Origin of the sequence: Tumebacillus lipolyticus, from assembly GCF_042682745.1 — a bacterium.
GTDB classification, from domain to species: Bacteria; Bacillota; Bacilli; order Tumebacillales; family Tumebacillaceae; genus Tumebacillus_A; species Tumebacillus_A lipolyticus.
Window position 1 is genome coordinate 249,501 of sequence record NZ_JBHUIO010000011.1, and the last position, 19,626, is coordinate 269,126.

A 19,626-nucleotide genomic window follows, 5' to 3' on the forward strand; every position below is an offset into this window, starting at 1 on the left:
CCGATTCTGTCCAAATTGGGCAAGGGAGCGCCAAAGAAAAAAGCTTCCCACCAAGAGGTGAGAAGCTTTTTGATCGTCTATTGCAGCTGCACCAAGGAGCTCAAGACGTACCCGTACATGCCGTCTTTGGTGCGCACGTAATACCAATCGCCAACCTGTCCTTCGATCGCCAACAGGTCGCCGCCGTAAACTTGACCGATGATGCTGTGCTCCGTGCCCGGCTTTTGGCGCAGGTTGACATACTCGCCCACCACTTTCGCCCGCTGGCCACCGTCAAATGGCGGCGTCTGATCAACAGGTGGCTTGTTCGCTTGGCCGCCGTCGTTCGAACCGCCCCCGCCCGTCTTGCCTCCAGCCTGCTGAGCGCCGCCGTTGCCGCTTGAGCCGGTCTCGGCCGGTTGCTGCGTCGACCCGATCTTCTCCCGGACGAAATTGCGCACCGCTTCGATGTCAGGGCGCAGCACCTGCTCGCCGTTCCCGTTGACCTCCTCCGACAAAAACTGGTCCGGCGGCAACTGCTCCGTCTGCATCCCCGACGTATCCGCCTTCACCCCTAAGGTGAACAGCTTGTACAGATCGCTCGCCCCGATGTTGCTCTCCGTGTAGGGCGTGATCTCCTTCAAGATGGTCGGCAACTTGAGCGCCATGCTCGGCGATGACATCTTGGCGCCGACGAGCTTCACCATCTCGCGCTGGCGTTCGGTGCGGTCAAAATCGGAGCGCGCCGTGCCGCGATAACGCACGTACATCAGCGCTTTTTGACCGTCGAGATGCTGCTGACCCGCTTCGAGCAGGATGTCGTGCACCCCATCATCAGCATGCACCATCTTCTCCTTGACGTTCACATCGACGCCGCCGATCACATCGATGATCTTCGCAAACCCCTGAAAGTCTGTCGCCACATAGTAGTGGATCGGAATGTCCAGATAGTCTTGCACCGTCTCGATCAACAGCTGCGGACCGCCGTTGGCAAACGCTGCGTTGATCTTCGACTGCCCGACCCCTTTGATGTTGACATATGTATCGCGCATGATCGAAAAAAGGGACGCTTTCTTCGTCACCGGATTGACGCTTAACAGCAAGATCGTGTCGGAGCGCGGCCGTTCGCTTTCATCACGGCTATCGACGCCGAGAAAGAGGATGTTCACCTGCTCCGTGCCTTCCCAGGTCGCGGTGACCAGCGGATTTTCTCCTGTTGAAAATGGTTTCTTCGTGTTGACCGCATCGAGAAATGAAAACATGGAATACACATAGTACCCGGCAAATAGCAGGATCACAAGCAGCACAATGCTGATCAGCCGCCACCACTTTTTCTTCACGCCATCCACTCCTTCATCCAACAGTGTATTCCACGTTTCTGGCTTTTTTCCTGTAACCTTCACGAATTCTTCCCCTTTTCACACGATCCGTGTTACTCTGGTGGGAGATGTATCCATATGATGGAGGAGGTCCTACTATGTCAGATTGCATCTTTTGCAAGATCATCGCAGGTGAGATTCCGTCCAAAAAGATCTACGAAGACGATCATGTGCTCGCCTTCCATGACATCAACCCGATCGCGCCTGTGCACGCGCTCGTGATCCCGAAAAAGCACATCCAGAGCGTCTTGCACATCGGGGCGGACGATGGTGAAATCGTACATAAGATCCACTTGGCGATTCAAGAGGTGGCAAAAGCGCTCGGCGTCGCCGAAGAGGGGTTCCGCGTGATCACCAACACCGGCGCGCACGGGCAACAGACAGTCTTCCACATTCACTACCATGTGATCGGTGGTCGCCAGCTGCACTGGGAGATGTAACAGCACCGAACCGCGATGAAAAAAGACCAGCCCTGCTCCGGAGGAACTCCCCCGGTCAGCGTTGGTCTTTTTTGCGCAATCTGCCTGCGATCTTGCCGATCAAATTTTTATATTGGGCGATCTCATCCGGTTGGAGCACAAACATCTGGAAAATCGGATAGCGAGTCGCTTTGCAGAAATAGATCAGCGCGACCAGGAAGATGATGCTGTACCCGATCGCCTTCGCGGTCGCCACCCCCTCCGCCCCTAAGTGCAGGCCGCCGACAAACAGCAAGGTCAGCGAGACGTTGGTCAGGATCGAAGTCCCCTCCAAAAAGATCAGCAAGCGCGGCTTGCCGAGCTGGTTGGTAAAATAGGTGGTCAGGATGTTCGTCATCCCCAGCAGCGCCATCCCCGGCAACAGGATGTAGTAGGAGTCCAGCGCCGGAGCAAATCGCTCGTCGTACGCGATCACGATCACATACGGCATCACCAGATAGAACAGCAACAGCGAGGCTGCCATGATCACCCCGGTGTGGCGAAACGTCCTCGCGGTCAGCAGAATCGAGTCTTTCTCCTCCAGCGAGGAAACTCGCGTCAACACCACCTGCAAAAGCGACGACGACATGAACAGCAGCATGTCGGCCACCGTCACCGCGATCGAGTAGATCCCCGCCGCTTCCGCTCCGATGATAAACATGACCAGATAGAAGTCGATGCGCGCGTTGATCTGCGTCAACAGCCGGCTGCCTGCCAACTGTCTGCCGTAGGTAAAGATCTCCTTGCGAATCCCCGCATCCACCTTCGGACGCAAGCTGACCTTGCCCTTCTTCACCGCCACATAAGCGGACAGGAGCGAGGTCAGGACAAAGGAAGCCAGCCAAGCGACGAAGACGAAGCAGATGCGATACCCGAGATCGTCCGACCACAGGACGGCGGTCAGCATCATCGGGATGAACAGGAGCGACTGCACCGTGTTCAAGCGGTTCAGCCATTCCAGCTCGTTCAGCCCCCAGATCAGCCGGGTCACATAGACGTGAAACAGCGCGAACGGGGCGACCAGCCCGGCGATCCACCAGGTCATCGACTGCGAGGGATGCCCCTGCCAAAATGAATCCCAGAACCACGGGGTCGCAATCAAGGCGGCGACAAAGACGACCGTGACAAACCCCAGACAATAGACCAGCGCGGTCGAAAAAACAGCCCGTGGCGAATGCTTGCGCTTGTTGATGCCGTACGATATGTATTCGGAAAAAGCGCCGGCCACCGGGGAATACATCGCCAGGTTGTTCGTCACCAGCGTCAGCAATCCGCGCCCTTCCGGACCGAGAAAAGCTGCGGAGAGCACCGAGGAGATGAACACCAGCCCCGCTCCGAAAAACTTATAGAGCATGGCTCCGAAGACCCTCATATAAGGTGTCATAAAAATCCCTTCTTCTTACAATTCATCTGTATTCCATTTTATCACAGTTTGATCGTTCCTCCTATGCCCCAATCTTTACAATCGCATGTCTGAGCCACCTGTCGCATACGTATCGTAGAAAGACGTGGACGAGGAGTGAAAGCTAGTGGGATTTGTCAGTACGGTCATCCTCGACTTTTTCGTTGCGCTCGGGATCGTGCTCGGCGGTTCCATCTTCGGTGCGATGGGCGCGTTTCTCATGCATCGACCGCCGATGACCGAGATGGTCGACCTGGCGGAAAAGCTGAAGATCTGGGCGCTCGTCGCAGCGCTCGGCGGCACGATGGACGCGCTGAAGGTGCTGGAGACCGGAGTGCTCGGCGGCCAGTTCGGGGCTCCGCTCAAACAGCTCAGCTACATCGTCGCCGCCTTTCTCGGGTGCAATGTCGGCTACTTTCTGATCAAATGGATGGTCGGTGAGATCAAGTGAGCACCCGTCAGTTTCTCGCCACCTTTTGCGTCGGCGCGCTGTTCGGCGCGTCGGTGCTGCTCACCTTGCGCGGGCATGACCTCGATCTGCTCTATTTGCGCCTGACCGAAAAGCGCAACGAGGTCAATCAGCTGCAAGAAGATTATGACAAGCTTAAAGAGAAGCTGACGCACATCGAAAAGGAAAACGTCCGCAAGATTCGCAAGATCAACGTGGTCGTCGACAAAGCGCCCGACGAGTTCATCAAGCTGGCCGTCCAAAAGGAAGTCAAAAGCAGGATGCGCAAGCTGATCGATAAAGACCTGAAACTGTTTGAAGAGAGCCCCGACATCTTTCGAGAGTTTTTAGACCACCGCCAACTGCACATCACCGATCATACGGTCACGCTGAAAGTGGTACAGGTGGTGATCGGCGAGACGACCACCCTATACATCGAAGCGAGCAAAGAGCCCGATCTGCAAAACACCAGCAAAGAGCCGTAAAAAGACCCGCCGATCAATGGCGGGTCAGCTTCGCTTGCTCCTGCATGCGGATCATCTGAATCCGCAGGCGGTGCAGTTCCATCTCGTCCAGCTGGCAGACGAAGGTGGTGACAGCGGTCAGGTGTGCGACCATCTCCTCTTTGCTGGTCAGCTTCGGCGGGCGCTTGTTGGTCAACCCGATGATGCCGAGCTCACCGATCGACTCGATCATGCCCTTGTCGATCGACCAGTCCAAGCGGAACCAAGCGGTCTGCTCTTCGCTTCCGTACGCATAATCGACGCGGCCGAGCAGATAGAAGTTGTCCTCAAAGGCGACGATGCCGGTGACCAGCCCATAGGTCAGCTCCTGCTCCTTGTTGTTCGGATCGAGCGTGACCGAAAGACCGCCCTCCGGCACGATCAGCGGCCAGGTTAGCTGGTTGGGAATATGAAAGATGCCCGCATCTGCCGGAGCGGGATACTTTTTGACCTGTTCGATCGCCTCCACGCCGGAGACGAGTTCCAAGTTCGGTTTTTGCTGCATTTAGTGCTCCTCCTCTGCATCTTGCATCACTGCGGATGTAACTTCAGTTTCAACATGTTGACGCGCGAACCGTCTTTTGCGCTCTTCGCATAAAACTCGACCACGAGCTGCTTGCCCTGATAATCGGGGATGAGCGGAATCTCCGCTTGCACCGGGCTCCATGCGGGCGCACCTTCTGTCGCGCGCAGCACGCTCTCCGGTTCGAGCAGTACGCCCGCGTCATCCTTCACCCGGAAATAGGCGACCCCTTCAAATGCGCGCATGTCAACCTGTAGATACAGCGTTCTGCTCGCATCCGACCAGTCGATGCTCTTGATCTTAAACGCGTCGTTTTCCAGCTTGCGATCGCGAAGATCGATCGATCCGCTGCCCGTGTAGGCCGAAAAGGTGATCGCATCCTGTGCAGGCGTTTGCCCGCTCGGCTCGTTCGGGGACGGTGTAGGGGTAGGCGTTGGGGTAGGCTCTGGAGTCGGTGTTTGCGCTCCGGTTGGAGGAGTCTCCGCCTGCTTGTTCCCCTCGTCTGTCGCGGGCTCTTTCGGCTCTCCCTGCTTGGATGCATAATACCCGCCAGCAGACGCGACCACAGCTACGATCACCATCGCCCCGAGCCAGATCGGCCACGACTTCTTGTTGTCACGCTGTCCCATCTTTCCTCCTCCTTCTCATCTCTTCCTCCGATCATCGCAGAAGTCACAAGGAGCTGTCAAATCTCCTCTCCTCCTCTTTTTATGAACGACTGCGAAAACGGGTGTATCTTCGCTTGCACAGCGATTGCCAACCGATGTTTCGCTCGGTTGGGAACGGCAGGCGTTTTCAAATGCGTCGCCCAGCGCCTACGCGGTGTATAATGAGGAAAGAGAAATTGGGAAGCAAAAAGGAGATTCGGATCGATGGCAAAACTGTACCGCGATATGACGCAAGAAGAGTTGGAACAGGAGATGAAGCGTTTGCAAGACGAAGGGCATCAAGCGCTTGCCGAAGCGCGCTACGAGGAGCTTGACGTCCTTGAGCGCAAATACTATCTCGCGCTTTCCTATACGCTTGATCGCGATCTGCTCACCGTCGGCGAGACCTATACGATCATCGACTCGAACGATCGCTTCGAAGTGACCCGGATGGACGGAGTGATGGCCTGGGGCTATCGCAACGGCGTTCGGCTGGAAGAGGCCTATCCGATGGCCATGCTGCTCGACCCCAAGTCGGAGCGCCCCTCGCAATGAGCCGTCAGCACCGCCATCGGGAAAACAAAGTAAAGAAGATGCACACGATCATCGGCGGCTATGAAAAAGTGTTGGAGGAGCTCGGCAAGATTCCGCAGGTGCGCTCGGTGATCACCGGCGTGATCTCTCCGCACAAGTCGGAGCAGGAAGAGCTGACCTTTCAGTATTTTACAGACGCTGGGCTGAAGTTGCTCGCCAAGACGACAGAGGCGATTCAGGAGATTTTTATCGTGTGCGTCGAAGAGGACAAACAGCAGGTGCTGGCAGAGCTGCGCACCCGCGGGCATCTAAAGGAGAAGGTGAAAAAGATGAAGAAAGGCAAGAGCAAAGGGAGCAACAAACAGCAGCAGTCGCAGCAGCGCGACCCGCTGGCCAACTACCGCGTCGGCAAAAACGATCTGCCAAAAGAGAAGGGCACCACGCTCAAAGATATGCTCAACCCGGAGATGCTTCAGAAGCTGCAGGCGAAATCATCGGAGATGAAAGAGCAGGAGCGCATCCAAGAGGAGACGCGCCGCCAAACGGAGATCGCCCGCCGGGAGAAAGAGCAGAAAGAGTTGGAGAACAACTTCGAATATCTGCTCAACAACACAAAACAGGATTGGAAGAAGTTCAAATAATAAAGAGTTTGATCGGTAGCGGTAGCGATACTACTACCGATTTTTATTTTCCTAAATTTTGAAAATATGGTTGACCAAGAAACTCGCCCAACTTATAATCAAAATCATAAATGGAAAAATAAATAATGCAGGAGGTACTTATTTTGAAAAAGATCTTTCTCTGTAGCGCTTTTGCTTTTGCACTGATCACTGGAGTTCTGGCTTCAGAAAATGCGGAAGCCAAGGCAATCGTCGAACCTGAAAACGCGCCAGTTTATATCACCAGCTATAACGCTGAGAAAGCAGGAATTGGATCCAAACTTGTTACTGCTACTGGCTCATGGATCGGCGGAAATGGCTCATACGGAGTTGTAATTGATTGGGACGATGTTGATAAATTCACTGGTGAGGCTCTATTCAGCAAATGGTCCGGCACTGCTAAAAACCAATCTTTTACTCATCTCTACGGAGGTACCAAGCTTGATGCTAATACGAAGCTCAAAGTGACTAGCGGAACATATTCGGACAGCGATACTGCGTATGTCGATATGAGATACTAAGTCCCCACTTTAACAAACAGCACAATACCCATGTGACCTTCATATCACATGGGTATTTACCTTAAAGAGAAGGAGGTTTATTCCTTGCTGAGATACATCATCAATTCTAACAAAAGATCGTCAACTTTCTTGATCTCATGTTTTCTAATCTTGCTGCTTCTTTCCTCAATTCCAGCAGCTATAAGCAGTCTAACCACAACCCAATATATCGCTGAAGAGTCGATCTACAAGTATGGCCGTGGTAGCTATGATATTTTAGTTCGTAGCGCTGGAGGAAAAACCGATTTTGAAAAGCATGAAAAGTTGGTAGAGGAAAATTATCTGACCGGAGGAAATGGTGGTATATCGCTCGCCCAATACGAGGAAATCAAAAAGATTGCGAACGTCGAAGTTGCTGCCCCTGTCGCTGTTCTAGGCTACTTTACAAACTCTTCAGGCGCTATTTCCCTCGACATCCCTAAAGACCGTGATCACTCAAAAATAACCACTTTAAAGCTCACAATGGCCACAGGTCTTCCCGAGTCCTACTCAAAACCGACTACCACTCATGTTGTCACCTTGCCGATCGAACATGGGATCTTTGCCAACCATTCGCTCAGTCTCAAGGAAAGTCCAACATCTTATAATGTTTCGATGCTACTTCCACTTTTCTACAATTTCATTGTCGGAGTAGACGCTGAACAGGAACGAAAATTGTTGGGGGTCGATACGAAAACACTTCCTCTCCTAAACGAAAGCTTAACTATGACGACTGGCAAAAGTGGAAGTAAAATACCTAGTTTAGACTTATTAGTAAACGAAGATTCTTTATCCGCCTTGCAAGCGAAGATCGAAATTCGTGCTCCAAAGCGAACAACCGAAGAACTTATTGAAAAACTTACATCAACTGGTGGCTCTACTTACGAAGACTTATTGCAAGATGAATTTGCTCAACAGCCGATCAAGGAACAAACGCTCATCTTGGACAACTCCTATAAACCTTTTAGCAAAGTAACACTCGGAATCGACGAATATGGAAAATTGATCCCATCAGACCCGTCAATCTTCGGTCACCTGGTAACTTCCTCCTATTTCTTAACCGGACGTTACTCTTATGAGGTTTCCAAAAACTCCGGTAGTGATTTTACACTGGTTCCCCATTCGGATGAAAAGAAAACTTCTTATCGCGAAGTTAATCAAGTCGGAAGTCTTTTTCAAGAAGAAGGTGGGAAGCTGCTTTTTGAACCAAACGTCGTGGGCACCTACAAAGGATCGGATATCGCCAACCGTAAACTTGACCCCAGTCCCTTAGGACTATATTCCTTCTCTCCTGTCACTTGGGTCAGTGACATGAATGGCAATGCTGCTTCCGGCGAGTTGAAGCCCAACTTCACGCCTGATACGTTTTTGCCAATCCCAGCATCTGCGCTGACCAATCTTGCGGCTGCAGAATTACTGAAAGGAGAATACCCGATCGATGCGATTCGAGTGCGGGTCGCTGGCATCACCGGGTATGACAAAGAGGCGGAAGTCAAAATCTTAGATGTAGCGAAAAAAATTGAAACGTTGACCGGCTTGGAAACTGATATCGTTGCAGGTGCCTCGAAGAAAGATGTCACGGTAGAGGTTCCAGCAGTATCCGACTACCCCGCTGTTGGTGTCGTCCAAGAAGTTTGGACAACTCTTGGCGTTTCGAAGAGCATCACTGAAGCGCTCAGCATGTTGTCGCTCTCGATCACCGGAATTTTACTGATCATCGTCCTCACCTATGCGGTCGTTCACACGCGCACGCTCTTCATTCTCCGCAATCAGGAGATCAAACTGCTGAGGGCGATCGGGTGGAGCACGCAAGAGATCGCCAAAATGATGATCTGGGAATGGGTTGTGAAGCTCGGCTTCGCATTTGCGATGTCTCTTGTCACATTGCTAATTTTGGATCTCACCCTTGAGATCAACATCGACTGGCTCCTGACACTCTCAATCCAAGCGGCGATCATCTTGCTCCTGATCGCAACCGTCTGGAGAGAGACGAGCAAAAAACAGCGCCAAAACATCGCGCTTTCAAAAGAAGACGAGTGGCGAAGAAACAAAGGAAAGTCCACCTCCATCTTCGCAATCGCACAAGGCAACTTTTTTGCTCAAATCGGCTACAACATGTGGAATCTCTTGCTGATCACCGTGTCGGGTGGCTTGGCTCTGTTCACGCTCAATCTGATTTTGGCCGAAAAACAGCAGATCGGCACCACCTACTTAGGCGCCATTGTCAATGCGGCAGGAGGCACCTCACTGTTGATGGTCGTTTTTGCGACACTTTCTGTCCTAGCTTTTGGTATATGGGAAACGAGCAGGGCACTTGTCGCAAAGCGCAGGCGTGAGATTACGATCCTGCAGAAGATCGGTTGGAATTCAAAAAACATCACCTATCTGATCATGTGTGAAATCGTCACACTGTTCAGCGTCGGGGCACTCCTCATGCTCCTTTCCGGTCTTGGTCTCTTCCGCATCTTTTACGAGACTTACCCGCTGACGATCAGCCTACAGATCTTGACCATGCTCGGATTTATCCTGTTGTTGCTCCTCGCATCCACAGCAAAAGTCTACCAACAGATCAACAAACCAGTTCGATAATGGTTCGAAAGGAGAACACGCACATGTCGGAACAAGCTTTCATCTCGGTTGATAACATCTGCAAATCGTATCAGCTCGGAACGCGGGAAGTGAACGTCTTGCAGAACGTATCGTTTCAAATTGCAAAAGGGGATCGCGTAGCGTTGCTCGGGCCGTCAGGGTCGGGAAAAACCACATTGCTCAACATGTTGGGAATGATCGATTTCCCTTCGGAAGGGAGCATCCAGATGGAGAGTCTTTCGCCTTCTGCACGCCCGAAAGAGCTTCAAAGCTTTCGCAGAAACTTTGTCAGCTATGTGTATCAGCAATATCACCTCCTGCCGCAGTTCAGCGCACTCGATAACGTCTGTCTGCCGCTGGTACCGATCAAAGTTTCGTTCAACCTGCGCGAACGAGCGAAGCAATTGCTCGAACGAGTCGGGTTGGGCGAGCGAATTGATCATTTGCCATCCGAGCTGTCGGGCGGCGAGCAACAGCGAGTCGCAATCGCGCGAGCACTCATCACCTCACCAAGACTTCTGCTATGCGATGAACCGACCGGAAATTTAGATACTTCGACAAGAGACTCGATCCTTGATCTGCTCATTCAGATCAACCAGGAGGATCAAACCACTTTGATCATCGCGACTCACGATCCTGAAGTTGCAAAAGTATGCCACCGCTCGATCCACATCCGCGACGGGCAAATCGATGCACACGTTACGAGTTGACTACATCCAAGAGGAGACGCGCCGCCAAACGGAGAACAACTTCGAATATCTGCACAACAACACAAAACAGGATTGGAAGAAGTTCAAATAAAAGAAAGGCCTCTCGACCGTTTCGCTGGTCAAGAGGCCTTTCTCTATTGGTTGCTCCCTGCGCGCTGGGTAGACCGAATGCCCACAGTGACGCGCTTCACCGGCAGCACTGGCCGAAGATGACGATCGTAGAAGCCTTGGCGTGCCAAAAGCGAATGCAGGGGGTCCTCGACGAACATCCGCCAGAGGACGCGGCGACCATTCGGCTCTGGGAAGATCACGTAGCGGCGCAATGGCTCGCCGCTCGGGTCGGCCAGCCACAGCGAGGTGACATCCTCCAGATCGGACACTCGCTTGTACAGCACATCTGCCGCACAGCGGCTGCAAGTGCTCATCTGCCACTCGACCTGCTCAAAGCTGCCCTCCGATGTCGCGATCTCCTCAAATCTCGCACCGTTCGCTTCACAGTGCGGACAGGTCACACGCTCCCCGTAACGCTCTTCGAATACCATCACAACAAACGCCTCCTTCTCGCCTCTTCTCACTCACTCGGCTCAGAAAAAAAGACAAAACCGCCCTGAGCCTCGGATAAATATCCAAAGGTGCCCAGGCGGTCGGCTATGCTTGCTCCTCTCGCACTCCCTCGTGGTTCACTCCACGCTTCCGCCAGTCATGCGAGATGGTTCTTCGTTATGAACATGAACTTCGCTTGCTTTCATTGTACCCCAATTTCCGCTTCCTGACAAGAAGCCGCGATCTTGAGCGGATGCTCGCTTCCGGCACTTCCCCAAGTGCCGGAAGCGAGCACCCACTCTGCTGCACTACGGCAGCCGTCGCTGCAAATGTTCGGTCTCATCGACTACCTTTTCCCCCAATGAACGAAAATACTGCTCATCCCCTACTTCAATTGTACTCGCTTTTACAAATGATTTCAACATAAAAAGACAGAAATTTTATAATTGTCTAACAAAACCTATCTGACAAACATGGTGGAGAGGTAGAACAACAGGCTGTAGAGCAATCCTGTTCCTAACCAGATCCAAACGCTGTCCTTGCCAGACCTTGCGTACGCTCTGTACGGAAACAGAGCACCCCACAGAGCGCTGATGTAGACGCTGCCGATAAACAGCACTTTCGCGCCGTCTCCCGCCCCCGTCTCGGTGGCCAGCCCCATCAGGTAGAGTCCAAGATAGGTGCCAAACAGCCACGTCACCAAGAAGCCGACGATCCAAAAGATCAACATCGCCCCGATGTTGTTCACCGCCGGTTGATGCTTCGCCTTCCGCTTGATCACATACATCAGCCAAAGCACTGCGAGCAACGGCAAGAGCAGTGTGATGATCAGCTTTACCATTCCCCTTCGCCCCCTTCCAGAATCAATTCGCCTTCAAAACGTTCGACATATTGCAAAAAAACTTCACGCTTGATCGGGCCGAGATTGACGCGATACATCGACAGCGAGATCTCAAACCCATCGCGCTTGTTGATGTCAGCAAACTTTGCAGCCATCTCGGTGCCATCTTCCAGCTTGTAGGTCGCATAATAGCGCTCGACATCTGACATGATCTGTATCCCTCGCTTCGCAAATGACAAGGCAACCTGTGCACAGGTTGCCTTGTTAGCGTACTATTTTTTTCGCATCATTTCAAACGTATCGGTGCAACGCACATAGTCGGCGCCGGCGAGACGTCCGATCGGCTGGAGTTTTTTCGTGTCGATCTTGCCATCGAAATGGATCTCATCCTCGACATGAACCTGCACGACCTGGCCGATGACCAGCGATCCGGCTCCTTTGTCATCTCCGATGTGCACGATCTCGGTCAGCTTGCACTCGAAGTTGACGAGCGATTCTTTGACGCGCGGCGCTTTGACGATCGTGCTCGGCGCAGGCGTCAGGCCCGACTCGGAAAACTCGGAAACCCCGTGCGGAAACTCGGTCGCCGTCACATTCATCTGGTTGGCAAACGATTCGGAGACGATGTTGACGACAAACTCTTTCGTCCGCTCGATGTTGAGCAGCGTATCTTTCTTCTCGCCATCTGTGCCGCGGCGCATCACCGAAAAACAGATCGTCATCGGGTTGGCTGCGACCGCTGTGAAAAAGGAGAAGGGTGCGAGGTTGGTGTTGCCCTGCTCATCGACCGTCGAAACGAAGGCGATCGGGCGGGGCAGAATCGCCCCGTTGAGATATTTGTACGCAGCGTCCCAAGAGAGTGTTGACGGGTCCAGTTGCATAAGTTTTCCTCTCTTTCTTTACGCCTTTGGAGGCAGCCAAGAATACATGTAGTTCACATCTTCCACCGCATGCGCCACTTTGGCGATGAAGAGCGGCTTGAACGTATCGACCATCACCGCAAGCTCCTGCGTGTCCTTCGCCCCGATCGACTTTTCGATCGTGCCAGGATGCGGGCCGTGCGGGATGCCCATCGGATGCAGGGTGATCGACCCCTCTTCGATGCCTTTGCGGCTCATGAAATTGCCGTCCACATAGTACAGCACTTCGTCCGATTCGATGTTCGAATGGAAGTACGGAGCCGGGATGGCGAGCGGATGATAGTCATAGAGGCGCGGCACGAACGAGCAGATGACAAAGCCGTCCGCCTGGAACGTCTGATGCACAGGCGGCGGCTGGTGCAGACGGCCTGTGATCGGCTCAAAATCGTCGATGTTGAAAGCATAGGGGAAGAGATAGCCATCCCAGCCCACCACATCGAGCGGATGGAAGTCGAAGATGAAGGAGGTGAGCATGTTGCGCGATTTGACGCGCACTTCAAACTCGCCCTTCTCATCATGGGTGATCAGCTCGGAAGGCGGACGGATGTCGCGCTCGCAAAACGGCGAATGCTCTTCGAGCTGACCGTGTTCGTTCCGATAGCGGCTCGGCGTTTTGATCATCGATGCAGATTCGATGACAAAAAAGCGGCTCGGCGTGTTCATCACCACGCGGTAGGTCGTGCCGATCGGAATCACCAGATAGTCGCCCTTGTGATAGGGCAGGTTGCCGAAGATCGTCTCCAGCACCCCTTCGCCCTCGTGGACGAACAGCACCTCGTCACAGTCGGCGTTGCGATAGTAATAGTTCATCTCCTCGGTCGGCTTGGAGATGGCAAGCGTCACATCGCTGTTGAAGAGCAACACCTGACGGGAATCGATCGGGTCGCCCGCAAGCTCCGCCCGCTTGCTAAAAAAGTGACGGTGTTGCAGCGGACCGCTCTCCTCCGCCTCCAGCACGATGTCACGAATCTTCTCCACCCGCGTCACCTGCGTCGGGGGGTTGATATGATAGGTCAGCGAATAGATGTCAGAAAACCCTTTGGTCGACATCAACTGTTCGCGATACAACGAGCCGTCCGCCTGCCGAAACTGCGTGTGGCGCTTCGGCGGAATCTCGCCCAGTTTATGATAGAATGGCACAACCGTTTCCTCCTCTCTACTTCACGAAGTTGCGCAAAATGCCAAGCTGTTCAACCTCAAGCTCCACCACATCGCCTGGTAGCAACCAGCGATGCACCTCCGTGCCCAGCTCCAAGATACAGCCGGTGCCGACCGTACCCGAGCCGATCACATCCCCCGGGTGGAGCGTCACGCCCTCTGAAGCGCGGGCGATCAACTCGCCAAACGAAAAGTAGATCTTGTGAAAATTGCCGCGGGAAAGCTCCTGGCCGTTTACAGACGCTGTCATCTCCAGCTGCCAGCGCTCCCCTTCCCGCACCGCTTCCAACTCGTCGAGCGTCACCAGGTAAGGCCCCATCGATGTGGCAAAATCTTTGCCCTTCGCCGGACCTAGACCCACTTTTACCTCTTCGCGCTGCACATCGCGAGCCGACCAGTCGTTGAGCACCGCAAACCCGGCGATATACTCGTGCGCTTCCGCAGGCTCGATGTCCCGACCGGTCTTGCCGATCACACAGGCGATCTCCAGCTCATAGTCGAGCCACTCCGTGTAGGAAGGGCGCTCAACCTCAGCTTCTGGACCGAGGAACGCATTGTGGTTGGAAAAATAGAACACAGGGAACTGGTACCATTCGGACACGATGTCCAGACCTCGGCGGGCGCGCGCCGTCTTCACATGCTCTTCAAACGCATAGAAGTCGCGAAAGGAGCGGGGGCGCGGCACTGGCGAGAGCAGGCGCGTGTCGGCGAGCGGAATGGCGAAAGAGAGCTCGGCGATCTGCGCGCTCGCAGTCGTTGCTGCAAGCTCCTGCGCGGATCGCAGACCCTCCCCTTCACGCTCCAACAGCTCGATCATCGTGACAGGAAAAGGACGTTGAGCCAGACAACGTCCTCCCTCCTGCGCCCAAGCCTGAGCGAGCGCCAGGTCGAGCACATGATCCTGTTGTAGATAGCCTACCCGCTCACCGAGATCAGGATGCTGATAGGAAACGAGCTTCATTACAGCGTGCCACGCAGTTCCTGCTCGCGCTCAATCGCTTCGAACAGCGCGCGGAAGTTGCCTTTGCCGAAGCTCTTCGCACCTTTGCGCTGGATGATCTCAAAGAAGAAGGTCGGGCGATCCATGATCGGCTTGGTGAAGATCTGCAGCAGATAGCCATCTTCATCGCGGTCGACCAGCAGGTTCAGCTTTTTGATCTCTTCGATCTCCTCGTCGATCTCACCGACGCGCTGTTTCAGATCTTCATAGTAAGTATCCGGCACGTTCAAGAACTCAACGCCGTTGTCGCGCAGTTTCGAGACAGTGTCGATAATATCGTGCGTCAGCAGCGCCATGTGCTGTGCGCCCGGGCTGTTGTAGAAGTCGAGGTACTCTTCGATCTGCGATTTCTTCAGACCGTGTGCCGGCTCGTTGATCGGGAACTTGATGCGCCCCGTGCCGTTTTGCATCACTTTGGACATCAGCGCCGTGTATTCGGTGGAGATGTCGTTATCATCAAAGGAGAGCAGTTGCGAGAAGCCCAACACGCTCGCGTAGAAGTTGACCCAGTCGTTCATCTTGCCCAGCTCCACGTTGCCGACGATGTGATCGCAAGCGACGAGGCCCGAGTTGTTGACCGGCATCGTGCCGGTGAACTCTTTGAAGCCCGGCAGGAAGACGCCCTTGTAGTTGTCGCGCTCGACAAACGTGTGCACCGTTTCGCCGTACGTATAGATGGCAGCCAGCTTGACGGTGCCATGTTGATCGGAGAACTCGGTCGGCTCCATCGCCGATACCGCCCCGCGCTTGATCGCCTCTTGGTAAGCCGCTTCCGCATCGTCCACGCGCATCGCGATGTCCTTCACACCGTCGCCATGCTTCTTGTGATGCGCTGCGATCTCATTGTCTTCCACCAGGCTGCCGGTGAGCAGGATGTGGATGTCGCCCGATTGCATCAAGTAGGAAACGCGATCGCGACAACCGGTCTCCAACCCTTTGAATGCGACCGGCTGGAAGCCGAATGCGCCTGCGAGATAGTACGCCGACTGCTTGGCGTTGCCCACATAAAACTCTACAAAATCGACGTGACGAATCGGTAAAAAGTCCATTTGTTCTGTCATCTCTACTTTCCCCCTACGAAAAGGTCTCTGGTTACCAGACTTCCCACACCAGCAAGTTCCCATGATCGGGAAACCGTTTACAAAACTTTCTCACTTTCAGATTACCAATCTCTGTGCTTGTCCCGCAAGAGGTTGCATTACCGCCCGTGTGCTGTTATGCGGTGAAGCGACAGAAATTCCGTACACCAAATAATGTCACGTTTTCTGCTCAGGGGAGAAGACATACTAAGCACAGACCCCATATGAAAGGAGTGCATGTGGATGCCAGAGGTACGCTGTTCGGTCAGCAACTGCGAATACTGGGCAAACGGCGGCGGGTGCAATGCGAACTCGATCTTGGTCGAGATCGATGCACACGCCGGCAAAAACTTTGATTCAGAAGTCGGAGAAATTGGCGAAGGCGTGCACAAGGACTACGCGCCAAACTGCTCGGCTACCATGTGTCACACTTTCAAAAAGAAGCAACAATCGTAACAGATCATCAGCAAAAGGGGCAGCTCATCGGGCTGCTCTTTTTGCTGATGATCTGCCTGCTCGACAGCCTGTCTCAATCTCGCGCTTTGCAAGGGGTGTCGACTGTGGTACAAAGGGAATACTATCGGCAAATCGAACGGAGGGCTTCTAATGTCAGAACGCACATGGACAACGCATACGGTGACCGCAGCAGAGGCGGGGCAAACGGTGGAGGAGATCCTGATCGGCACGCTTTCGATCTCGCGGAGAATGATTCAAAAGCTGACCCGCTCAAAAGGGGTTCAGCTCAACCGCAAGCCAGCCTACTTAGCGCGGCAAGTCAAAGAGGGCGATGTGGTGCGCGCCGCCCTATCCTTTCAAGAGGAAGCGACGCTTTCGGCGGTGGAGATGCCGCTCGATGTTCTCTATGAGGATCAGCAGGTGATCGTGGTCAACAAGCCGCCTTTTCTCTTGGTTCATCCGACCAACCCCAGCCAGACCGAAACGCTTTCGCACGGGCTGACCCACCACTTTTCCCAGCAGGGCTTGCAGGCGAAGGTGCGGCCCGTTCATCGCATCGACCGCGACACATCGGGGGCGCTGGTCGTCGCCAAGACGGCGTTCGCCCATCAGCATCTCGATCGGCAGCTGCGCGAGCGGGAGCTGAAGCGCGAATACTTGGCGTTTGTCGCCGGCACGATCGCCGAGGAGCGCGGGCAGATCGACGCCCCGATCGGCAAGCACAAGCAAAATCCGCAGCTGCGCGCAGTCAGACCGAACGCGGGCGAGTTTGCCCTGACCCGCTATGAGGTGATCGAGCGCTATCAGGATGCCACGCTGGTTCATCTGGAGCTGGAGACGGGGCGCACCCATCAGATCAGAGTGCACATGACCCACCTCGGCCATCCGCTGCTCGGCGACAGGCAATACGGTCGAATCGGCCTGCATCTGTTGAAGCGACAAGCGCTACACGCATCGCGCGTGACCTTCCTCCACCCGACTTCCGGCGAGCAGCTGGTGGTGGAGGCGCCGCTTCCTGATGATCTGGCCGCGCTGAAGCAGGCCCTGCTTCGCGAAAGCGCGGACGTTTGAGCATGAAAAGAGCGCAGCGGAGGAGATGGGCCCGCGCGCTCACCTTTCTGTCGTTTCTGCTGCTGATCATCTCGACGCCATTCTTCCTTAAAATAAGATCGGCTGCAGGCGTTGTGCCGATCTGGCTGATGGGGTTGGTCGGCTACTCGTGGATCTTTTTTGCCTTCCTGTTCATCAACAGCATCGCCCGCAAGTTTTCCAGAAGGAGACCGATCGAATAAATTGCCAAAAGCCGCCTGATGACCGGGCGGCTTTTTATGAGTCGGCATTAATGCTGATGGTTCGTGTGCTCCGTTTGGTTGGTCTGGCTAGCTCCATGATCAGTATGCTCGCCGCCACAGCCGGTAAACGTAACCGCCACGGTGAGCAACAGTCCGGAAAGTACGAGTCGTTTCATTTCCATCGCCTCCTCCACCCTCCATTGTACCACAAGGGTCGGCAGCCGATGCGATCTGCTGGCGGTCGGCTTACGAGTACAGCTCCGACCCTCGCTCGCGAAATTCATCCGCCTTCTCTTTCAACCCTGCATCGCGAATGTCGTGCGAGATGCGCATCGAGCAAAACTTCGGCCCGCACATCGAGCAGAAATGAGCTGTCTTCGCCGGCTCCGCAGGCAGCGTCTCATCATGGAACTCGCGAGCGCGCTCCGGATCGAGCGAGAGGTTGAACTGGTCGTGCCAGCGGAATTCGAAGCGAGCTTTTGACAGTGCGTCATCGCGCAGCTGTGCACGAGGATGCCCTTTGGCGAGATCGGCAGCATGTGCGGCGATCTTGTAGGCGATCACGCCATCTTTCACATCCTGCTTGTTCGGCAGTCCGAGATGCTCTTTCGGCGTGACATAGCAGAGCATCGCCGTCCCCCACCAGCCGATCATCGCAGCTCCGATCGCCGACGTGATGTGGTCATACCCGGGCGCGATGTCTGTCGTCAGCGGCCCCAGCGTATAAAAGGGCGCTTCCTGGCAGATCTCCATCTGCAGGTCTACGTTCTCTTTGATCTTGTTCATCGGCACATGGCCCGGCCCTTCGATCATCACCTGCACATCGTATTCCCAGGCGATCTTGGTCAGCTCGCCCAGCGTTTTCAGCTCGGCGAACTGCGCCTCATCGTTCGCATCGGCGATCGAGCCGGGGCGCAGACCGTCGCCGAGCGAGATGGCGACATCATAGGCGGCGAGGATTTCGCAGATTTCTCGAAAGTGCGTGTAGAGGAAGTTCTCTTGATGGTGGGCGAGACACCAGGCTGCCAGGATCGAGCCGCCGCGGGAGACGATGCCTGTCATGCGGTCGATCGTCAGCGGGATGTAGGACAGCAGGACGCCCGCATGGATGGTAAAATAGTCCACCCCTTGCTCCGCCTGCTCGATCAGCGTGTCGCGGTAGACTTCCCAGGTCAGGTCTTCAGCGATCCCGTTCACCTTCTCCAGCGCCTGATAGATCGGCACCGTGCCCACCGGAACCGGCGCGTTGCGGATGATCCACTCGCGGGTGGTGTGGATGTTCTTGCCAGTCGAGAGATCCATGATCGTATCCGCCCCCCAGCGGATCGCCCACGTCATCTTTTCCACCTCCTCATCGATCGAAGAGGTCACCGCCGAGTTGCCGATGTTGGCGTTGATCTTCACGTGAAAATTGCGCCCGATGATCATCGGCTCGCTCTCCGGATGGTTGATGTTCACCGGGATGATCGCGCGCCCCGCCGCCACCTCCTGCCGGACAAACTCAGGGTCGAGCCCTTCGCGAATCGCGATGTACTCCATCTCCGGCGTGACGATTCCCCGCTTGGCGTAATGCATCTGCGTGACCCGCTGCCCCGCCTTCGCTCGCAAAGGGCGGCGACGCAGGCCCGGAAACACCTGTCGACGGTGCCCGCGCTCCTCGCTCCCCTCGCGGATGCCATCATCCACAGGTCGCACCGCTCGGCCCGCATACTCCTCAACATCTCCTCGCTCGGTGATCCAGACGCTGCGGAGCGGTTCCAGCCCACTGCGCAAGTCGATCACCGCCTCCGGGTCTGTATACGGCCCGCTGGTGTCATAGACGCGAACCGGCTGGTTTTCCTGCACGCCTCCGCTTCCCATCGTGTTCGTCAGCTGAATCTCTCGCATCGGAACGCGAAGATCCTCCCGCGATCCTTGCACATACACCTTTTGACTCGACATACGGCTCACTCCCCCTCTTGTTGCAA

At 54.7% G+C, this 19,626-nt stretch carries 24 protein-coding genes and 1 riboswitch; of the genes, 11 read left to right on the forward strand and 13 right to left on the reverse strand.

Annotation, left to right across the window (positions count from 1 at the left end):
- Window positions 1–77 precede the first annotated feature (77 nt).
- The gene (locus ACFSOY_RS17460) at window positions 78–1,382 is read right to left on the reverse strand and encodes an LCP family protein (protein WP_386048827.1); all 1,305 of its coding nucleotides are present in this window, start codon (window positions 1,380–1,382) and stop codon (window positions 78–80) included.
- A gap of 74 nt (window positions 1,383–1,456) precedes the next feature.
- Here ACFSOY_RS17460 and ACFSOY_RS17465 point away from each other — a divergent pair, with 74 nt between their 5' ends.
- The gene (locus ACFSOY_RS17465) at window positions 1,457–1,798 is read left to right on the forward strand and encodes a histidine triad nucleotide-binding protein (RefSeq protein WP_386048828.1); all 342 of its coding nucleotides are present in this window, start codon (window positions 1,457–1,459) and stop codon (window positions 1,796–1,798) included.
- Between the two features lie 55 nt (window positions 1,799–1,853).
- On the opposite strand, the gene ACFSOY_RS17470 is transcribed toward ACFSOY_RS17465, so the two are convergent.
- On the reverse strand, window positions 1,854–3,170 hold the full coding sequence (locus ACFSOY_RS17470) for an oligosaccharide flippase family protein (RefSeq protein WP_386048830.1): 1,317 nt from the start codon (window positions 3,168–3,170) through the stop codon (window positions 1,854–1,856).
- A 175-nt stretch (window positions 3,171–3,345) separates the two neighbouring features.
- On the opposite strand from ACFSOY_RS17470, the gene ACFSOY_RS17475 reads away from it, so the two are divergent.
- Complete coding sequence (locus ACFSOY_RS17475) at window positions 3,346–3,669, forward strand: YtrH family sporulation protein (RefSeq protein WP_386048831.1); 324 nt, start codon at window positions 3,346–3,348, stop codon at window positions 3,667–3,669.
- Complete coding sequence (locus tag ACFSOY_RS17480) at window positions 3,666–4,151, forward strand: sporulation membrane protein YtrI (protein ID WP_386048833.1); 486 nt, start codon at window positions 3,666–3,668, stop codon at window positions 4,149–4,151. The genes ACFSOY_RS17475 and ACFSOY_RS17480 overlap by 4 nt, the downstream gene beginning before the upstream one ends.
- A gap of 13 nt (window positions 4,152–4,164) precedes the next feature.
- On the opposite strand, the gene ACFSOY_RS17485 is transcribed toward ACFSOY_RS17480, so the two are convergent.
- Both ACFSOY_RS17485 and ACFSOY_RS17490 read right to left on the reverse strand, forming a co-directional pair.
- Window positions 4,165–4,674, reverse strand: coding sequence for a hypothetical protein (locus ACFSOY_RS17485; RefSeq protein ID WP_386048835.1), 510 nt, complete (start codon window positions 4,672–4,674; stop codon window positions 4,165–4,167).
- Window positions 4,675–4,700: 26 nt separating this feature from the next.
- Entirely contained in the window at window positions 4,701–5,321 is a 621-nt protein-coding gene (locus tag ACFSOY_RS17490) for a Gmad2 immunoglobulin-like domain-containing protein (protein WP_386048837.1), read from the reverse strand.
- Window positions 5,322–5,564: 243 nt separating this feature from the next.
- Here ACFSOY_RS17490 and ACFSOY_RS17495 point away from each other — a divergent pair, with 243 nt between their 5' ends.
- The 5 genes from ACFSOY_RS17495 (at window position 5,565) to ACFSOY_RS17515 (ending at window position 10,370) form a co-directional block, all read left to right on the forward strand.
- Window positions 5,565–5,894 carry a DUF1811 family protein gene (locus ACFSOY_RS17495; RefSeq protein ID WP_386048839.1) on the forward strand — a complete coding sequence of 110 codons (330 nt, stop codon included), beginning with the start codon at window positions 5,565–5,567 and terminating at the stop codon, window positions 5,892–5,894.
- Window positions 5,891–6,514 (forward strand): YqkE family protein, encoded by a 624-nt coding sequence (locus tag ACFSOY_RS17500; RefSeq protein WP_386048840.1) that lies wholly within the window; start codon window positions 5,891–5,893, stop codon window positions 6,512–6,514. The genes ACFSOY_RS17495 and ACFSOY_RS17500 overlap by 4 nt, the downstream gene beginning before the upstream one ends.
- Before the next feature lie 143 nt (window positions 6,515–6,657).
- Window positions 6,658–7,053 carry a hypothetical protein gene (locus ACFSOY_RS17505; protein ID WP_386048842.1) on the forward strand — a complete coding sequence of 132 codons (396 nt, stop codon included), beginning with the start codon at window positions 6,658–6,660 and terminating at the stop codon, window positions 7,051–7,053.
- 84 nt (window positions 7,054–7,137) lie between these two features.
- Complete coding sequence (locus tag ACFSOY_RS17510) at window positions 7,138–9,660, forward strand: FtsX-like permease family protein (RefSeq protein ID WP_386048844.1); 2,523 nt, start codon at window positions 7,138–7,140, stop codon at window positions 9,658–9,660.
- A 23-nt stretch (window positions 9,661–9,683) separates the two neighbouring features.
- Window positions 9,684–10,370, forward strand: a complete 687-nt coding sequence (locus ACFSOY_RS17515) for an ABC transporter ATP-binding protein (protein WP_386048846.1) — start codon at window positions 9,684–9,686, stop codon at window positions 10,368–10,370.
- 134 nt (window positions 10,371–10,504) lie between these two features.
- On the opposite strand, the gene ACFSOY_RS17520 is transcribed toward ACFSOY_RS17515, so the two are convergent.
- From ACFSOY_RS17520 to hppD, 7 genes are all read right to left on the reverse strand, one after another.
- Window positions 10,505–10,915 carry a hypothetical protein gene (locus ACFSOY_RS17520; protein ID WP_386048848.1) on the reverse strand — a complete coding sequence of 137 codons (411 nt, stop codon included), beginning with the start codon at window positions 10,913–10,915 and terminating at the stop codon, window positions 10,505–10,507.
- Window positions 10,916–10,997: 82 nt separating this feature from the next.
- A riboswitch (ZMP/ZTP riboswitch) is annotated at window positions 10,998–11,084 on the reverse strand.
- A 289-nt stretch (window positions 11,085–11,373) separates the two neighbouring features.
- Window positions 11,374–11,754 (reverse strand): hypothetical protein, encoded by a 381-nt coding sequence (locus tag ACFSOY_RS17525; RefSeq protein ID WP_386048849.1) that lies wholly within the window; start codon window positions 11,752–11,754, stop codon window positions 11,374–11,376.
- Window positions 11,748–11,963, reverse strand: a complete 216-nt coding sequence (locus ACFSOY_RS17530; RefSeq protein ID WP_386048852.1) for a hypothetical protein — start codon at window positions 11,961–11,963, stop codon at window positions 11,748–11,750. The genes ACFSOY_RS17525 and ACFSOY_RS17530 overlap by 7 nt, the downstream gene beginning before the upstream one ends.
- A 63-nt stretch (window positions 11,964–12,026) precedes the next feature.
- Window positions 12,027–12,635, reverse strand: a complete 609-nt coding sequence (locus ACFSOY_RS17535) for a flavin reductase family protein (RefSeq protein WP_386048855.1) — start codon at window positions 12,633–12,635, stop codon at window positions 12,027–12,029.
- Window positions 12,636–12,653: 18 nt separating this feature from the next.
- The gene (locus tag ACFSOY_RS17540; protein ID WP_386048858.1) at window positions 12,654–13,814 is read right to left on the reverse strand and encodes a homogentisate 1,2-dioxygenase; all 1,161 of its coding nucleotides are present in this window, start codon (window positions 13,812–13,814) and stop codon (window positions 12,654–12,656) included.
- 16 nt (window positions 13,815–13,830) lie between these two features.
- Entirely contained in the window at window positions 13,831–14,793 is a 963-nt protein-coding gene (locus ACFSOY_RS17545; RefSeq protein WP_386048860.1) for a fumarylacetoacetate hydrolase family protein, read from the reverse strand.
- Window positions 14,793–15,893, reverse strand: a complete 1,101-nt coding sequence (gene hppD, locus ACFSOY_RS17550; RefSeq protein ID WP_386048862.1) for a 4-hydroxyphenylpyruvate dioxygenase — start codon at window positions 15,891–15,893, stop codon at window positions 14,793–14,795. Before hppD ends, ACFSOY_RS17545 begins: the two co-directional genes overlap by 1 nt.
- Before the next feature lie 261 nt (window positions 15,894–16,154).
- Between hppD and ACFSOY_RS17555 the strand changes: the two genes are divergently transcribed.
- From ACFSOY_RS17555 to ACFSOY_RS17565, 3 genes are all read left to right on the forward strand, one after another.
- Window positions 16,155–16,367, forward strand: coding sequence for a DUF1540 domain-containing protein (locus tag ACFSOY_RS17555; protein WP_386048864.1), 213 nt, complete (start codon window positions 16,155–16,157; stop codon window positions 16,365–16,367).
- 150 nt (window positions 16,368–16,517) lie between these two features.
- Window positions 16,518–17,438: an RluA family pseudouridine synthase gene (locus ACFSOY_RS17560; RefSeq protein WP_386048865.1), complete on the forward strand. Its 921-nt coding sequence runs from the start codon at window positions 16,518–16,520 to the stop codon at window positions 17,436–17,438.
- A gap of 2 nt (window positions 17,439–17,440) precedes the next feature.
- A complete protein-coding gene (locus ACFSOY_RS17565) occupies window positions 17,441–17,659 on the forward strand; it encodes a hypothetical protein (protein WP_386048867.1) in 219 nt (72 codons plus the stop codon).
- Between the two features lie 47 nt (window positions 17,660–17,706).
- Here the strand turns inward: ACFSOY_RS17565 and ACFSOY_RS17570 are convergent, their stop codons facing one another.
- Together ACFSOY_RS17570 and thiC are read right to left on the reverse strand one after the other, a co-directional pair.
- Entirely contained in the window at window positions 17,707–17,835 is a 129-nt protein-coding gene (locus tag ACFSOY_RS17570; protein WP_386048868.1) for a hypothetical protein, read from the reverse strand.
- Between the two features lie 70 nt (window positions 17,836–17,905).
- On the reverse strand, window positions 17,906–19,600 hold the full coding sequence (thiC, locus tag ACFSOY_RS17575; RefSeq protein WP_386048870.1) for a phosphomethylpyrimidine synthase ThiC: 1,695 nt from the start codon (window positions 19,598–19,600) through the stop codon (window positions 17,906–17,908).
- Window positions 19,601–19,626: the final 26 nt, after the last annotated feature.

Coding starts and splice junctions, on each gene's coding strand:
- ACFSOY_RS17490 (WP_386048837.1), bottom strand. CDS start 5,321: ATGGGACAGCGTGACAACAAGAAGTCGTGGCCGATCTGGCTCGGGGCG.
- ACFSOY_RS17495 (WP_386048839.1), top strand. CDS start 5,565: ATGGCAAAACTGTACCGCGATATGACGCAAGAAGAGTTGGAACAGGAG.
- ACFSOY_RS17555 (WP_386048864.1), top strand. CDS start 16,155: ATGCCAGAGGTACGCTGTTCGGTCAGCAACTGCGAATACTGGGCAAAC.
- ACFSOY_RS17535 (WP_386048855.1), bottom strand. CDS start 12,635: ATGCAACTGGACCCGTCAACACTCTCTTGGGACGCTGCGTACAAATAT.
- ACFSOY_RS17525 (WP_386048849.1), bottom strand. CDS start 11,754: ATGGTAAAGCTGATCATCACACTGCTCTTGCCGTTGCTCGCAGTGCTT.
- ACFSOY_RS17530 (WP_386048852.1), bottom strand. CDS start 11,963: ATGTCAGATGTCGAGCGCTATTATGCGACCTACAAGCTGGAAGATGGC.
- ACFSOY_RS17515 (WP_386048846.1), top strand. CDS start 9,684: ATGTCGGAACAAGCTTTCATCTCGGTTGATAACATCTGCAAATCGTAT.
- ACFSOY_RS17500 (WP_386048840.1), top strand. CDS start 5,891: ATGAGCCGTCAGCACCGCCATCGGGAAAACAAAGTAAAGAAGATGCAC.
- ACFSOY_RS17570 (WP_386048868.1), bottom strand. CDS start 17,835: ATGAAACGACTCGTACTTTCCGGACTGTTGCTCACCGTGGCGGTTACG.
- ACFSOY_RS17465 (WP_386048828.1), top strand. CDS start 1,457: ATGTCAGATTGCATCTTTTGCAAGATCATCGCAGGTGAGATTCCGTCC.
- thiC (WP_386048870.1), bottom strand. CDS start 19,600: ATGTCGAGTCAAAAGGTGTATGTGCAAGGATCGCGGGAGGATCTTCGC.
- ACFSOY_RS17545 (WP_386048860.1), bottom strand. CDS start 14,793: ATGAAGCTCGTTTCCTATCAGCATCCTGATCTCGGTGAGCGGGTAGGC.
- ACFSOY_RS17485 (WP_386048835.1), bottom strand. CDS start 4,674: ATGCAGCAAAAACCGAACTTGGAACTCGTCTCCGGCGTGGAGGCGATC.
- ACFSOY_RS17560 (WP_386048865.1), top strand. CDS start 16,518: ATGTCAGAACGCACATGGACAACGCATACGGTGACCGCAGCAGAGGCG.
- ACFSOY_RS17565 (WP_386048867.1), top strand. CDS start 17,441: ATGAAAAGAGCGCAGCGGAGGAGATGGGCCCGCGCGCTCACCTTTCTG.
- ACFSOY_RS17470 (WP_386048830.1), bottom strand. CDS start 3,170: ATGCTCTATAAGTTTTTCGGAGCGGGGCTGGTGTTCATCTCCTCGGTG.
- hppD (WP_386048862.1), bottom strand. CDS start 15,893: ATGACAGAACAAATGGACTTTTTACCGATTCGTCACGTCGATTTTGTA.